General features: G+C 68.8%; 10 protein-coding genes. 4 read left to right on the top strand and 6 right to left on the bottom strand.

The window, feature by feature from the left end; genetic code table 11:
- Nucleotides 1-89 precede the first annotated feature (89 nt).
- The 3 genes from ARC20_RS09735 to ARC20_RS09725 all read left to right on the top strand — a co-directional run bounded on the left by ARC20_RS09735 (nt 90) and on the right by ARC20_RS09725 (nt 5604).
- Nucleotides 90-2060 carry an OPT family oligopeptide transporter gene (locus ARC20_RS09735; protein ID WP_057646587.1) on the top strand — a complete coding sequence of 657 codons (1971 nt, stop codon included), beginning with the start codon at nt 90-92 and terminating at the stop codon, nt 2058-2060.
- 166 nt (nt 2061-2226) lie between these two features.
- Entirely contained in the window at nt 2227-4290 is a 2064-nt protein-coding gene (locus ARC20_RS09730; protein ID WP_057646586.1) for a S9 family peptidase, read from the top strand.
- Nucleotides 4291-4353: 63 nt separating this feature from the next.
- On the top strand, nt 4354-5604 hold the full coding sequence (locus ARC20_RS09725) for a DUF819 family protein (protein WP_057646585.1): 1251 nt from the start codon (nt 4354-4356) through the stop codon (nt 5602-5604).
- Nucleotides 5605-5646: 42 nt separating this feature from the next.
- Here ARC20_RS09725 and ARC20_RS09720 read toward each other — a convergent pair whose 3' ends face one another.
- From ARC20_RS09720 to ARC20_RS09710, 3 genes are all read right to left on the bottom strand, one after another.
- Nucleotides 5647-5982 carry a carboxymuconolactone decarboxylase family protein gene (locus ARC20_RS09720; RefSeq protein ID WP_057646584.1) on the bottom strand — a complete coding sequence of 112 codons (336 nt, stop codon included), beginning with the start codon at nt 5980-5982 and terminating at the stop codon, nt 5647-5649.
- Between the two features lie 159 nt (nt 5983-6141).
- The gene (locus tag ARC20_RS09715; RefSeq protein ID WP_057646583.1) at nt 6142-7176 is read right to left on the bottom strand and encodes an ROK family protein; all 1035 of its coding nucleotides are present in this window, start codon (nt 7174-7176) and stop codon (nt 6142-6144) included.
- Between the two features lie 115 nt (nt 7177-7291).
- The gene (locus ARC20_RS09710) at nt 7292-7720 is read right to left on the bottom strand and encodes a YybH family protein (protein ID WP_057646582.1); all 429 of its coding nucleotides are present in this window, start codon (nt 7718-7720) and stop codon (nt 7292-7294) included.
- Between the two features lie 155 nt (nt 7721-7875).
- On the opposite strand from ARC20_RS09710, the gene ARC20_RS09705 reads away from it, so the two are divergent.
- Nucleotides 7876-9024 carry a serine hydrolase domain-containing protein gene (locus tag ARC20_RS09705; protein ID WP_057646581.1) on the top strand — a complete coding sequence of 383 codons (1149 nt, stop codon included), beginning with the start codon at nt 7876-7878 and terminating at the stop codon, nt 9022-9024.
- A 22-nt stretch (nt 9025-9046) separates the two neighbouring features.
- On the opposite strand, the gene ARC20_RS09700 is transcribed toward ARC20_RS09705, so the two are convergent.
- Genes ARC20_RS09700 through ARC20_RS09690 form a run of 3 tightly spaced genes read right to left on the bottom strand, consistent with a single transcriptional unit; the run spans nt 9047 to nt 14790 of the window.
- Complete coding sequence (locus ARC20_RS09700; protein WP_146165852.1) at nt 9047-10072, bottom strand: NAD(P)/FAD-dependent oxidoreductase; 1026 nt, start codon at nt 10070-10072, stop codon at nt 9047-9049.
- Nucleotides 10056-11843 (bottom strand): LodA/GoxA family CTQ-dependent oxidase, encoded by a 1788-nt coding sequence (locus tag ARC20_RS09695; RefSeq protein ID WP_057646579.1) that lies wholly within the window; start codon nt 11841-11843, stop codon nt 10056-10058. The genes ARC20_RS09700 and ARC20_RS09695 overlap by 17 nt, the downstream gene beginning before the upstream one ends.
- 1 nt (nt 11844) lies before the next feature.
- Entirely contained in the window at nt 11845-14790 is a 2946-nt protein-coding gene (locus ARC20_RS09690; RefSeq protein WP_057646578.1) for a hypothetical protein, read from the bottom strand.
- Between the last annotated feature and the right edge of the window lie 95 nt (nt 14791-14885).

Raw genomic sequence — 14885 nt, 5'->3', positions numbered from 1 at the left:
CTTCAAGGTTTCGCCTGCAACTGGACAGGAAATCGGCCAGCGGCTAGCGTGGCCCGGATTTTTTGTCATTCCTTACCCAGGGGGTTTCCATGAGCCAAGCCGCACAGCCGCGCCAGCTCACCTTCCGTGCCGTGGTGCTGGCCATTGTCCTGGCCATGGTGCTTTCGGCCGCCAACGCCTATCTCGGCCTGTTCGCCGGCCTGACCATCGCCACCGCCATCCCGGCCGCGGTCGTCTCGATGGGCGTGCTGCGCCTGCTCGGCGGCGGCACGATCCTGGAGAACAACATCGTCCAGACCGGCGCCTCGGCCGGCTCGTCGATCGCCGCCGGCGTCATTTTCACCATCCCCGCGCTGGTGATCATGGGCTACTGGCCGGACTTCAAGTACTGGTGGGTGCTGGGCATCGCCGGCCTGGGCGGCCTGCTGGGCGTGCTGTTCTCGGTGCCGCTGCGGCGCTCGATGATCGTCGAGGACCCGCTGCCCTTCCCCGAGGGCAAGGCCGCGGCCGAAGTGCTCAAGGCCGGTGAAAACCCCGGCCCGGGCCTGAAGATCCTGGCCGTCTCCGGCGCCATCGGCGCGCTGGTCAAGCTCTCGGCCGCCAGCGGCCTGCGCCTGATCCCGGATACCTGGGTGCAGTCGGCCTATGTCGGCAGCTCGAAGGTGACCGCGTTCATCGGCACCAACCTGTCGCCGGCGCTGCTGGGCGTGGGCTACATCGTCGGCCTGAACGTCGGCATCGTGGTGGTGTCCGGCTCGATCCTGTCCTGGCACATCGCCATCCCGCTGTACCAGGCCTTCTTCAGCGGCAGCGACCCGGGCCTGGCCACGGCGATCGCCGATGCCTCCTCGGCCGATGCGGCCTACGCCATCTGGAGCGCGAAGATCCGCTACCTGGGCGTGGGCGCGATGCTGATCGGCGGCATCTGGACGCTGTTCTCGCTGCGCAAGTCGCTGCTGTCGGGCATCAAGAGCGGCTTTGCCGCCGCGCGCAAGAGCGCCGGCAATACCGTCGTCGCCGAGACCGAGCGCGACCTGCCGATGAAGTGGATGCTCGTCGCGCTGGTGGCCTTCACCCTGCCGCTGCTGGGCCTGTACCAGGCCATCGTGCAGCAGTGGCACGTCTCCATCCCGATGACGGTCATCATGATCGCCGCCGGCTTCCTGTTCGTGTCGGTGTCCGGCTACCTGGCCGGCCTGATCGGCTCGTCGAACAACCCGGTCTCGGGCATCACCATCTCCACCATCCTGTTCGCCTCGGCGGTGCTGGTGCTGCTGCTGGGCAAGAGCGGCCTGAACCCGGTGGGCGCCGCCGGCGCGCCGCTGGGCGCGGTGGCCGCGATCATGATCGGCGCGGTGGTGTGCTGCGCCGCGGCGGTGGGTGGCGACAACCTGCAGGACCTCAAGGCCGGTTACCTGGTCGGCGCCACGCCGTGGAAGCAGCAGCTGATGCTGGGCATCGGCGCGTTCTCCTGCGCGCTGATCATGGCCCCGGTGCTGAACCTGCTGGCCAACGCGTACGGCATCGGCGCGCCGACCCCGGCGCATCCGAATTCGCTGGCGGCACCGCAGGCCAACCTGATGGCCTCGGTCGCGCGCGGCCTGTTCGGCGGCCAGCTGCCGTGGTCGTTCATCGCGCTGGGCGCGGTGGTCGGCGCGGTGGTGATCGCGCTGGACGAGTGGCTGAAGTCGCGCGGCTCGCGTTTCCGCGTGCCGGTGCTGGCCGCGGCGATCGGCATCTACCTGCCGCTGGAACTGATGGTGCCGATCTTCCTCGGTGGCCTGCTGGCGCACCTGGTGGAGCGCTTCCACAAGGTCAAGCCGGAGGACGAAGAGGCCCGCGACCGCGTGCATCGCCCGGGCGTGCTGTTCTCGGCCGGCCTGATCACCGGCGAGGCGCTGCTGGGTATCGCGATTGCGGTGCCGATCGTGGTGTCGCAGCGCGCCGACATCCTGGCCCTGCCGGAAGCCTTCCACCTGAACCAGTGGATCGGCCTGATCGTGCTGGCCCTGGTCGGCTGGCTGATGTACCGCACCGGCAAGCGCGGCGAGAAGGCGTAACGCCCGCGCGTGCTGCATCGCAACGAAGGCCGCCTCCGGGCGGCCTTCGTTTTTGCGGCGAAACGAGGGGTGCGGGTGGGTGGCCGGGAGCATGACTTCCCTCCTTTGCACCCGGCTGCTCAGGCCCCCTACCATCGGGGGTTTGCCGTCCTCTCCAGGAGAGTCCATGAAGCTTCGCCACGCCCTGCTGCCCCTGTGCCTGCTGGCCGCCCTGCCCACGCTGGCCAACGCGCGCGGTTTCGATGTCCGCGACATGGTGGCGCTGGATCGCGTCTCCGCCCCGACCCTGAGCCCGGATGGCGGCGTGCTGGTGTTCTCCAAGCGCGTGATGGACGAAAACAAGACCAAGGCCAGCAGCAGCCTGTGGCGCCGCGACCTGCGCACCCGCGACATGGCCCCGCCGAAGCAGATCACCCCGGAAGGCTGGAACGTCAATTCGCCGGCCTTCTCGCATGACGGCCAGACCCTGTACTTCCTCAGCGCCAAGAACGGCAGCCAGCAGCTGTACGCGATGCCGGCCGAAGGCGGCACGCCGCGCCAGCTGACCGACTTCGCCGTGGACGTGGACAGCTTCAAGCTCTCCCCGCAGGGCGAGCGCATCGTGTTCAGCGCCGGCGTGTTCCAGGACTGCGTCTCGGACCTGGCCTGCACCAAGAAGAAGCTCGACGCCGCGGAAGCCTCCAAGGCCACCGGCAAGGTGTTCGATTCGCTGTTCGTGCGCCACTGGGACACCTGGAACGACGGCCGCCGCAACACCCTGTTCGTGGCCCCGCTGCCCAAGGGTGACGCCAAGGCCACCACCGCCACCGCGATCAGCGCGAAGATTCCCGGCGACGCGCCCTCCAAGCCGTTCGGCGGCAACGACGACTACGAGTGGGCACCGGACGGCAAGACCGTCGTGGCCAGCATCCGCGTGGCCGGCCGCGAGGAGCCGTGGTCGACCAACTTCGACCTGTACAAGCTCGATGCTGCCGGCAGCAAGGCCGCGGTGAACCTGACCAAGGCCAACCCCGCGTGGGATGCCGGCCCGGTGTTCAGCGCCGACGGCAAGACCCTGTACTACCGCGCGATGAAGCGCCCGGGCTTCGAGGCCGACCGCTTCGCGCTGATGGCGATGGACCTGGCCAGCGGCAAGACGCGCGAGATCGCCGCCGATTGGGACCGCTCGGCCGGCGAGATCGTGCTGAGCGCGGACGGCAAGTCCATCCTCACCGGTGCCGACGAACTCGGCGAACACCCGCTGTTCCAGATCGACATCGCCAGCGGCAAGGCGACCAAGCTGGTGGGCGAGGGCAGCGTCGGCTCGCCGGTGCTGGCCGGCCCGACCCTGGCCTTCACCCGCAACTCGCTCAAGAGCGGCGACCAGATCTTCGTGGCCGACACCGCCGCGCAGAACCTGCGCGCGATCACCGCCAGCGCCAGCGAGACGCTGCCGGACGTGCAGTTCGGTGACTTCGAGCAGTTCCAGTTCAAGGGCTGGAACAACGAGACCGTGCACGGTTACGTGGTCAAGCCGTACAACTACCAGCCGGGCAAGAAGTACCCGGTGGCGTTCCTGATCCACGGCGGCCCGCAGGGCAGCTTCGGCAACGGCTGGAGCTACCGCTGGAACCCGCAGACCTACGCGGGCCAGGGCTACGCGGTGGTGATGATCGACTTCCACGGTTCCACCGGCTACGGCCAGGCGTTCACCGATGCGATCAGCCAGCACTGGGGCGACCGCCCGCTGGAAGACCTGCAGAAGGGCTGGGCCGCGGCGCAGCAGCAGTACGGCTTCCTCAACGGCGACAAGGCCTGCGCGCTCGGCGCCAGCTACGGCGGCTTCATGACCTACTGGATCGCCGGCAACTGGAACGAGCCGTGGAAGTGCCTGGTCGACCATGACGGCGTGTTCGACAACCGCATGATGGGCTACAGCACCGAGGAGCTGTGGTTCAGCGAGTGGGAGAACGGCGGCACGCCCTGGAACAACGCCGAGAAGTACGAGAAGTTCAACCCGGTCAACCACGTCGCCAACTGGAACAAGCCGATCCTGGTCATCCACGGCCAGCAGGACTTCCGCATTCCGGTGGAGCAGGGCCTGGCCGCGTTCACCGCCGCGCAGCGCAAGGGCGTGGAATCGAAGTTCCTGTATTTCCCGGACGAGAACCACTGGGTGCTCAAGCCGCAGAACTCGATCCTGTGGCATGACACGGTCAACGCCTGGCTCAAGCAGCACATCGGCGAGTAAGACCTTCGCGCGGGGCCGGCATTGCCGGCCCCGCGTCGTTTCCGCACCGCGTCCGGATACCGCATGAACGAAGCCAGCACCGCCCTGATCCAGAACGACATCGTCGTCTTCGGCCTGATTGCCGCCACGCTCGGCGCGGTGTTCTGGACCGCCTCGCGGGAGAAGGGGCTGTGGAAGCGCTTCTATACCTTCGTGCCGGCCCTGCTGCTGTGCTACCTGATTCCCGGCATCTACAACACCGTCGGCCTGATCGACGGTGAACACACCCGGCTCTACAACCCGGTCGCGCGCGACATCCTGCTGCCCGCCGCGCTGGTGCTGCTGACGCTGGCGGTGGACATCAAGGCCATCGTGCGCCTGGGGCCGAAGCTGGTGCTGATGTACATCGGCACCTCGGCCAGCATCATGCTCGGCGCGTTCGTCGCCTTCGCGGTGATGCGCTGGATCCATCCTTCCACCGTTGCCGGCGATACCTGGGCCGGCATGGCCGCGCTGGCCGGCAGCTGGATCGGCGGCGGCGCCAACATGCTCGCGATGCGCGAGGTGTTCAACGTCGATGCCACCACCTTCGGCCAGTTCGCGGTGGTGGATGTCGGCGTGGGTTACGTGTGGATGGCCACGCTCATTTTCCTGGCCGGCCGCGCGCAGAAGATCGACGCGCGCAGCGGCGCCGACACCCGCGCGCTGGACGAACTGAAGGACCGCATTGCCGCCTTCCAGGCCCAGCACGAGCGCATTCCCACGCTGACCGACCTGATGGTCATCATCGGCATCGCGTTCGGCGCGGTGGGCCTGGCGCATGCCATCGCCACGCCGCTGTCGGCGTGGTTCGGCGCGAACGTCTCGTGGGCGTCGCGTTTCAGCCTGGACTCGCCGTTTGTGTGGGTGGTGGTGCTGGCCACCAGCTGCGGCCTGGGCCTGAGCTTCACCCGTGCGCGCACGCTGGAAGGCGCCGGTGCCTCGCGCATCGGCTCGTTGCTGCTGTACTTCCTCATCGCCTGCATCGGCATGCAGATGGACCTGCTGGCGCTGCTCGACCGGCCGTGGCTGTTCCTGCTGGGCATCATCTGGATCGGCGTGCACATCGGGCTGCTGTGGGGCCTGGGCCGGCTGCTCAACGTGCCGTTCTTCTATTTCGCCATCGGCTCGCAATCGCACATCGGCGGGCCAGCCTCGGCGCCGGTGGTGGCGGCGGCGTTCCATCCGGCGCTGGCGCCGGTGGGCGTGCTGCTCGGCACGCTCGGCTATGCCACCGGCACCTATCTGGCGTATGTCGTCGGCATCACGCTGCGGGCGATGGCCGGCGCAGGGTGAGCACATCGTCCGCCGGCACCGCCATGCCGACGGACCTGCATCTCACGGGGTATCAGCCAAGGCATCCATCACGCGCGCCGAGTACACCAGCGCGGCACCGGCGTTGAGGGCCACGGCCACGCCCAGCGCCTCGGCCACTTCATCGACCGTGGCGCCTTCTTTCTTCGCCGCCGCGGTGTGCACCGCGATGCAGCCATCGCATCGCGTGGTCACCGCCACGGCCAGCGCGATGAGTTCGCGGGTCTTGGCATCGAGATGCCCGGTCTTGGCCCCGGCACCGGACAGCGTCTGGTAGCCACGCAGCGTATCGGGGCTGAGCTTGCCGATCTCGCCGATGCGCCCACCCAGTTCCTTGCGGTATTCGTTCCAGTCCAACATGACAGATCACTCCGGATCACGGTTCGCCGCCATAGCGCGGCAGCGGATTCTGTGCCGGGGAATCATTCATGCCGCGTCATGCGCGGGGAAGGAATGTGTGAGGCGGGGCACATGGCCGCTCGCGGTGGTGCCTTGCGTTGCCGCCCGCGCTGACGCGCCTCAAACCCGCGAATAACTCGCGTTGCCCAGCCCCGTCCCAATGGTGAAGATGCCCCAGCGCTTGTGCTTGCGCATCGCATGGCGCTGGCTCAGCCCTTGCACCACGGCGTCGTTGTGCAGCAGCACCTGCGGCATGCGGCGGCCGATGCGATCCAGGTGCGAAGCCAGCGCGGCGGAAAGGTCGAACGGCATTTCCCAGTCGCCCGGCAGGTTCTGCGCGCCCTGCGAGATCTTCCCGTCCGGCTCGATCTTGCCCGGCACCGCGATGCCGATGAACGGGGCCAGGTCCACGCCCAGTGTGCGCGCCTGCGCGTTGAGGCCATTGAGCATGCCGGCCAGCCGCGCGATGGCCTCGCCGCGCGCGGGCGCGTCATCGGCATGGCGCCATTGCATGTGTTCGAGCACGCGTGCCTTGTGGCCCTCGGCGGCCTTGCCCAGGCGGTGCTCGACCAGCCCGCAGCGCAGGTTGGTGCCGCCGATGTCCACCGCGAGGAACGCGGCGTGCCGGCGTGCGTCTTCCGGCAACAGGCTGCTCCAGCCCAGCAGCGCGGCTTCGTCCGGGTCTTCGTCGAGGATGCACAGGCGCACCTTCAGCCGTGCATTGCGCAGCAGCCGGTCGGCGCGGCGGATCGACAGCGCGCCGAAGTGGCTCTTGGGAAAGCCGCCGCCCAGCACGATGGCCTCCACGTCGTTCCATTCGGGCTGCGCGAGGAAACAGCGCGTCACTTCGACCAGCCGCTGTGCGTGTCCCTCCACCGCGATATGGACCAGGTGCGCGGCATCGGCGTCGCCGCCGACCAGCGCCATGTCGATCTCGCGCTTGCCCAGTTCGAACGTGGGCGTCTTGCCGAACGGATCCTTGCCGGTGCGCTGGTGCTTGCGGGCCTCGTCGAGCAGTTCGCGGAAGGCGGTCTGGCTGGCGAGGTCGCCGACGAAGCCTTCGCCATCGGCCCGCATCAGGGCCAGGTTGTAGCTGTCCACGCGCAGGCCCGCAGTGGCCTCGGCGCCATGCGTGGGGCGCGCGGTGCGGCTCACGGGCGCAGTCCCGCGATTCGATGCACACGAAGGGGGCGAGGCATGACCGCACTCCACGGGGACCGTCGCGAGCGTGCCGGGACGCCGGTGCAGGGGGCGCGAAGGCGGGGAGGGCTCAGGGCAGTTGCAGGATCGCCTGCAGGCCCTCGTGGGCGATCGGGGCGGACGTATGCTCGTGGAAGACCCGCCAGCCCCCCGGGCCGCGCCGCATCGCGACGCTGAGGCGGTTGTCCAGCTGCCGCAGCACCTGCCCGTCCGGCGCGTGCGCGGCGAAGGTGAGGATCGCGTGGCCGGTCGCCAGGTCGCCTTCGACCTGCGCGTGGGCTTGCCGCCACGTCACCACGACGGTCTCCTCGCCCAGTCCGCCGAACCAGCCTTCCGCCATCGCGCGCCAGGGCGACAGACCCTCCAGCGGCGCGGCCTGCCACATGTCGAAGACCCGCAGCGCGGGGTCGTAGAGCGCGAGGAAGGCCGCGACATCGCGCGTGCGCACGGCGGCGGCATAGGCGGCGAGGAAGTCGTCGAAGGGCGTCGGGGCAGGCATGGTCGCTCCGGGACAGGGGTGCGCCGCGAGCCTAGGCCGCCCGTGGCCTGCCTACAAGTGCGCGTGACTTGCGGCATGGGCGCGCCGGCAGGGCGCGGGTTAGCGTGGGCCCAACGCGGCGACATCCGCTCGCCGTGGTCCGCGGAGGATGCGACATGAAGTCCGTCATCGGCTGTCTGTTGTGTACCACGTTGTCCCTTGCCCTCCTGCCCGCGCAGGCGCGCCCGCTGCCCAAGCCCGCGCAGATCGATGCGCAGGTCGCCGAATTGATGCAGCGCACCGGCGCGCAGGGCATGGCGCTGGCCGTCATCGACGATGGCCAGCCGGTCTACGTGCAGGCCTATGGCAAGCGCAATGCGCAGGGCGATCCGCTCACCGTGGACACGGTGATGTACGGCGCCTCGCTCACCAAGACCGTATTCGCGTACACCGTGATGCGCTGGGTGGGGCAGGATCGCCTCGCGCTGGATACCTCGATTGCCGAGTACCTGCCCAAGCCGCTGCCGCAATACACCGGCGCGGACATCGTCAACCGCTATACCGACTGGAGCGCGCTGGACGAGCGCTGGCGCCAGCTCACGCCGCGCATCCTGCTGCAGCACGCCAGCGGCTTCGCCAATTTCAATTTCCTGGAGCCGGACGAGAAGCTGCATTTCCACTTCGACCCCGGCACGCGCTACGCCTATTCGGGCGATGGCCTGGCGACGCTGCAGTTCGTGCTTGAACAAGGCCGTGGCCTGGATGTGCGGCAGGGCACCGACGCGGTATTCGCCGAGTTGGGCATGACCCGCACCGCGCTGAAGTGGCGGCCGGATTTCGCCGGCAATCTCGCCGACGGCTGGGATATCCAGGGCAAGCCCGAACCGCACGACGACCGCTCGAAAGTGCGCGCGGCCGGCTCGATGGACACCACCATCCACGACCTGGCGCAGTTCGCCGCCGCGCTGGTCGCCGCGCGCGGCATCGGCGCGAATGAGCAGGCGGAGATGTTGCGCCCGCAGTTGCCGATCACCACGCGCAGCCAGTTCCCCAGCCTGCAGCCGGAGCTGCCGCCGGCGCAGCGCCGTCCCGATCTCTCGGCGGGATTGGGCGTGGTCACCTTCAATGGCCCGCAAGGTGCCGGCTTCTTCAAGGGCGGCCACAACGACACCACCGGCAACACGCTGGTGTGCCTGCGCGCGCAACGCCGCTGCCTGCTGGTGCTGGGCAACGACGTGCGCGCGGAGAAGGGCTTCGCCGAGCTGGTGAAGTTCGTGCTGGGCGACACCGGCGTGCCGTACGACTGGGAGTACGGCACGTCCTGATCGCTGCGATCCGGCGGCCGCGCTAAAGTGCGGCCGGCCGGGAACGGAGCAGGGCAGTGGACGCGAACTGGATCGCCGCCGCGGGCGCTGGCGTGTTGATCGGCCGGGCGGTGACGGTGCTGCTGTGGCCGGGGGTGTCGGGCAGGAACACGGCGCGTTCGCGCAGGTAGCTGTCGCGTCGCGAGGCCAGCCATGCGGCGTAGTCGCCGACCGCCGCGGGCCCGGCACACACCGTCGCCACTGCCCGCTGCGCGCTTTCCATCGCGAACGCGAGGCCATGCCCGGTCAGCGGGTCGACATGCAACGCGCTGTCGCCGACGGGCAGTGCCTCCCAGCGCGGTGCCGGACCTTCGCCGCTGCCGGCAGGGCGGCACGATGGCACGGCATCGGCCCACTCCGCGGGCAGCCAATCGGACGCACGCACGCGCGCCTGCCATTGCGATGTCGCCAGCGCCTGGCGCGCGCACCATGCCAGCGTCGTGCCTTCCAGGTCGCCGAGTGCATACCACCAGCCGTCCTCGCCGCGGTCCACCACCAGCGTGCCGCACAGCGCGCTGCGGCCGGCGCGCCAGCCCCATTGCGCGATGCCGGGCTGGCAGCGTGTCCTGGCGCCCTCGACGAAACGCGGTACGCGCCTGCCGGTCCCGATGATCACCGGCGTCCCCGGCAAGCACGGCGCCACGCGCACGCGAACGGGCACGAAGTCCGCACCGGCGGCGTACGCGCTGGCGAGCAGGACGGGGTCGAAGTCCGCGCGGTCGACCACCCGCCCCGCGCCGCCCGGGGCATCGGCGGTGTCGCGTTCGAGAAATACCCCCGTATCCCAGCGCGAAAGGATGCGCGTGCACGTGCGTCCGGCGGGCGGCGCGATGCCGAGCGAGGCCAGCGCCACGCACGCGCGGCCTGAAAGCACCTCCAGGCTGCCGCGTGGACGCGGCGCCGGCTGCCCGAGCATACGCACGCGCAGGCCATGCCGGCAGGCCGACACCGCCGCAGCGCACGCCGCTGGCCCGGCCCCCAGCACGACGAGGTCAGGGCAACGCGCCACGTTCGGTCTCCACGTAGATATCGCCGGGTTGTCGCACGACGAAGCCGAACCTGGTCCAGTTCGCGATCATCTTCGGATCGTCGGGCATGTCGCCCCAGCCGGTGGGTGGCGCCGAATTGGAGCGCGCCCAGGCGTTGATCGTGCCGCGCTTCCTCGCTTCGGTGGCATCGGGGTAGGCGACGTCCGGGCGGTTCGCCGGCCACCAGCCCCATTCCTTGCCGGCATCGAGTTCCATCTTGCATTGGCGGAAGTCGGCGATCCACGGCAGCGCCATCTGCCGGCTGAAATGCCCGGCGATGATCGGCGTGCCCGGTTTGTCGAACTGATGGAAGGAGGACGAGCCGGGGCGCAGGCGGAACGGTTCGATGTACAGCCGTGCATCGCGGATCTGCCAGCCCACTTCGATGCCCGGGAAAAAGCCGCCGCCGCTGATGTTCTCCATCGCCGCGCGATCCAGGCCGGTGGGCGTGATGGCCGCATACGGCGCGCCACCGTAGAGGAAGTCCGCACCGCCCCGGGTCTTGGTGAAGTTGCCCTTCGCCCACTGCTCCATCGCCGCGTACTGGGTGACGGTGACGAACAGTCGCTTCAACCCGGTCTTGAACTTGTCGTAGGCATCGTCGCCGAGCAGCCGTGGCATGTCCTCCAGCGGGGTGCCGCCGGTGTTGGGCTTGCGCAGGCGTGCGAACAGCGCCTGGCGCACGCTGTTGGGCTGGGCGGGATCCGAGAGCAGGTCCCACATCGACGAAGGCCCCTGGCTGCCGAGCGTGCCGTGCGCGAAGCGCGCCGAGCGGAACAGGAACGTGGACTGCACCGCCGCGCGCAGCACCGGCAGGATGTCCTGGTCGAAGTCCGGTTTGTAGCTGGAAAACGACGTGCCGCCGCCGGCCAGGTCCTTGGCCATCGCCGGCAGCCGCGCCAGCTCGCCGGTCTGGTAGACGAGCTGGTCCTTGGGGATCGGCACGCCGCGCACCGCGGTGTCCAGCAACAGGTGGTACAGCGATACCTGCGGCACGGTGTCGGGCGCGAAATCCGGCGGCCCCACCAGCACCCACGCGCCGAGCACCTTGACCTCGCCGGTCTTGAGCTTGAGCCTGGCGGTGACCGGGCCGTCGGAGGCGTCGTCGAACCAGCCGTCGTTGTTGGCGTAGTCGGTAATCGGCGGTGCGCCCGGCTGCTGTCCGATCAGCCCTTCGCCGCCGATCACGATCAGCCGCCCCTTGTCGTCGGTACGCAATTCGCCGAGGTACTCGATGTTCGGCACCGGCGCGGGCACCGGCCAGCGTTCGGACTTGTTGCCCGCCTTGCGGAACTCGACCTTGGCCGCCTTGCGTCCCTTGATCGAACGCGGCAGCGGGTCGAGCTCCAGCCTGGTCTTGTCCAGCACCGCCTTGTTGCGCCGCTGCGGGGCCGGCTGCTTCTTCAGCAGCGGCGACCCGGCCAACCCGTCGAAAGTGAAGAACGACGCCTTGCGATTGGCCAGGTGCACGGTCCAGCTCAGTTCGACGACATCCTTTTCGTCCAGGGTGATCTCGCGCGAGACCTCATAGCCCTTGCCCTTGTCGACATACTCGTAGACGCGGAAGCGCGCGGCCTGGCGCTTGATCCGCCCCCCGGTCTTGTAAGGCGGCGCCATCGTGCCGATCGACGCGTCGCCGGCGCCGCTCTGGCTCGGGCGCTCGGGGCCGATGAAGAACTGGTCGGCCGCGGCATCGCCCAGGCGGGCGATGCCAATGGCCGGGTGGATCCGGTACAGGTTGGGATTGGCCATGTCACACCGGCACCCACGTGCCGTCCGACTGCTTCTGCCACTGCGGCAGGTCGTCGGCCGGGCGCAGTTTCACCAGCGTGGTGGGAATGCGCACGTCCCACGGATCGCCCTGCGCCACTTCGTCGCCCTTGGCCTGGTCGCGTTCCTTGATCTCCTGCACGATGCTCACGTACAGCGGGCTGGTAAGCGTGGGCGGATCGGCGCCTTCCCAGATTTCGCCGGTATCGAGGAAATGCGCGATGGCCGCCTCGAAGCCCGGCCGCACCGGCAACACCGCGCGCGCGGCGCCGGCACGCAGGAAATCGGCGAATTGGGTATCCACGTCCTGCAGCAGCGCCTGGCTGCGCCACTTCGACTTGCGTCCCCAGAAATACGGGTAGAACAGGTACATCATCTGTTCCCACTCGAAGGCTTGTTCGAAGAAGCGGATGTAGCGGCCTTCGGCCTCGGCCTCGGTGAGGTCCGGCTGCGGATAGCCCTGCGGCGAGGTGCCGATCGCGCCGAACAGGTCGTAGTGCTGCGCGGTGAGCGCGGAGATCGCCAGCTTCTTGATCTCGTTGCGCTCGATGCGGCGGTTCTCCGCGGGGTTGCGGCCTTGCACGGCATTGGCGGCAGCGGTTTCCAGCGCCGCGAGCTGGTCCTGGTAGTCGCGCTCGAGCTTGAGGTAGGCCTGCTGGATCGCGGCATGGGTTTCCAGGCGCCACGCCTGCAGGGCGCGGTCGGTGCGCTGGCAGTTGACCTCGATGCTCACCACGAAGGTCGCCACGTGGAAGGTGCGCACCGCTACCGGGATGGAGTCGGTTTCGTTGTCCAGGGTGAAGTAGTTGTTGACGTAGCCACTCTTCGCCCGCGCCCAGTATTCGCGGCCGACGGCCACGGCGACCTGCCAGTCGTCCTCCCAGCTGCTCGCCGTGGCGATGGCATGGCCGGTGAGCGCGCGATAGCCCGCCGGAATCGGCAGCTCGGCGATCTTGCTGGTCGAGCCGTGATCGTCCTTGCTGATCGTGCCGTCGAACGTCTTGGAGACCGTGCTGTACGGCTCCGGCGGCGGCTTCACCCCGGCGACCTGGTAGCGCTGCACGTAGGTCGCATAGTTCGATTCGCTGATCTGGTCCGGGGTGAGAGTGAAGGCGCTCGGCCGCGTCAGGGTGGCGCCGGGGGCCGGCTGGGTGGCGTTGGCGTAGATCCAGAACGCGCCTGGCTCGGGCACCATCAGGTCGAACAGCATGCGCTTTCCGTAGTTGAAGACCTGCGCCTCGTAGACCTTGTCGATCCACTGGTACACGCCAACCACGTGGCCGGTGCCGGCCTTGTTGTCGAAGCCGTGTTCGTTCTTTTCCTTGAACACTTCCAGCGTGCGCAGGATCTGCTCGCTGCGCTGGCGTTCGGACACCTTCGTCGAGGCGCGGCTGGTGACTTCCTTGGAATAGCTGCTGGCGGTCTTGCTCGACTCTTCCTTGGCGCGGTCCATCGACATGTCCGCGTAGGCCTTGAACTCCACCGTCGGCCCGTAGGAGCCGGAGACCGACAGGCCGGCCTTCAGGCTCATGTCCTCCTTCAGCACCTGGCTGGCCTCGCGTTGCAGTTCGAAGCGCTCGGTGGTCTGGGTGTCGCGCTCTTCGTCCTTCTGGGTCTCGACCTCGATGGTGGTGGTCTGCTCGGTCTCGCGCGAGCGTTCGTGCAGGCGCGTCTTGAACTCGCCCTTGAGGATGTTCTCCACGTGCGCCAGCTCGCCCCCTTCGTAACGCTTGAGCTGCTGGCGCACGACGAGCAGGTCGCCCACGCCCACCGGCTTGAGGTCGGAGTGGGTGGTGGGCACGGAGAGCGCGGACATCGTGCCACCGTAAGCGGTCATCGTCCCCGACAGCGGCACGAGGTTCGTGCCCACCATCGCGTACTGCAGGTCTTCGGGCGCATCCAGCGTGGCCAGTTGCGCGTGGGTTTCGCGCAGCGCCATGCCGAGCGTGTTGAGCGCCGCCGGCAGCGGTGCGCTGGCCAGGTCCACGCCGGCCTCCCGCAGGACCTTGCGTTCGCTCTGGTTGACCTGTGCGGCGGCGGTACGGTTGAGGATCAGGCTGGACTGCGCGCCGCGCGGCGCGATGGTGTCGCGGCTGGCGGGCGTGAGGGCGTCCACGTCGTGGCGGACCTGGCCCGCGGCGCCGAGCGGAAGGCGGGCGAGGGTTTCCAGGTCGAGCTTGTCGACCAGTTGCGAACGCAGCCTGGCGAACGGATCGTGGCCATCGTCGGCGTCTTCCTTGCTGGGGTTCGGGCGGGTGAGCTGGTCGGCGTTGACCGTGCTGAGCCGCCCCATCAGCTTGTCGATCACCTCGGCGCGGCGGCGCAAATCGTCGATGCGCGAATCGCGCTTGGGCGGATCGCTGCCCTTCGGCGGTGTCTCGGCCTCGGCACGGCCCCCGAAGCTGATCGTGGTGGGGCGGGTGAGCGCGCGACGCACGCCGCCGGGCGCGGTCAGGTCCTCGTCCTTGGCCGCGGCGCGCAGCAGCATGTCGCCGAGCACGTACAGGCGTTCGAGCTGGCTGGCCGCCACGCCCTCGTCGTGCGATACGAGCTTGGCGCTGACCAGGTGGTCGGCGATGCGGTCGTGGTCGGCATGGAACTCGCCACTCTGGGCGATGGTTTCCAACGGGCTGCCGAAGATCGATTCGATCGCCCGGTGGAGGTCGTCGAAATCCGGCTTCTGCCATTGCAGGGCGCGGTCGACCAGCGCGGCGAGCGGTTTGCCGAAGGCGAGGGCATCGACGCTGTCGATGCGTTGCGCGGAAGCCAGCCATTCCACCGCTAGCGCCTTGAGCGCGCTGCGGGTGCGGCTGGGCACGTTGGTCTGCGCGCGGGAAAGCTTGGTGCCGAAGGCCTTGGAAGGCCGGACTTCAAGCGCGTTGCCGGTCTGCGGCGGGCGCAGCATGAGAAAGCGGAAAATCTCGTCCATTGGAGAACGTCCTTGGTAGGCGGGTCCATTACCCACCTCCTCGGAAACGCCACTTGGTCCCACATTCGGACACGCCGGCCACGCGCCGGCGTTCG

Source organism: Stenotrophomonas panacihumi, from assembly GCF_001431645.1.
Lineage (GTDB): Bacteria > Pseudomonadota > Gammaproteobacteria > Xanthomonadales > Xanthomonadaceae > Stenotrophomonas_A > Stenotrophomonas_A panacihumi.
The sequence above is the reverse complement of the archived record's forward strand: the minus strand, read 5'-3'. Positions and strand labels throughout refer to the sequence as shown.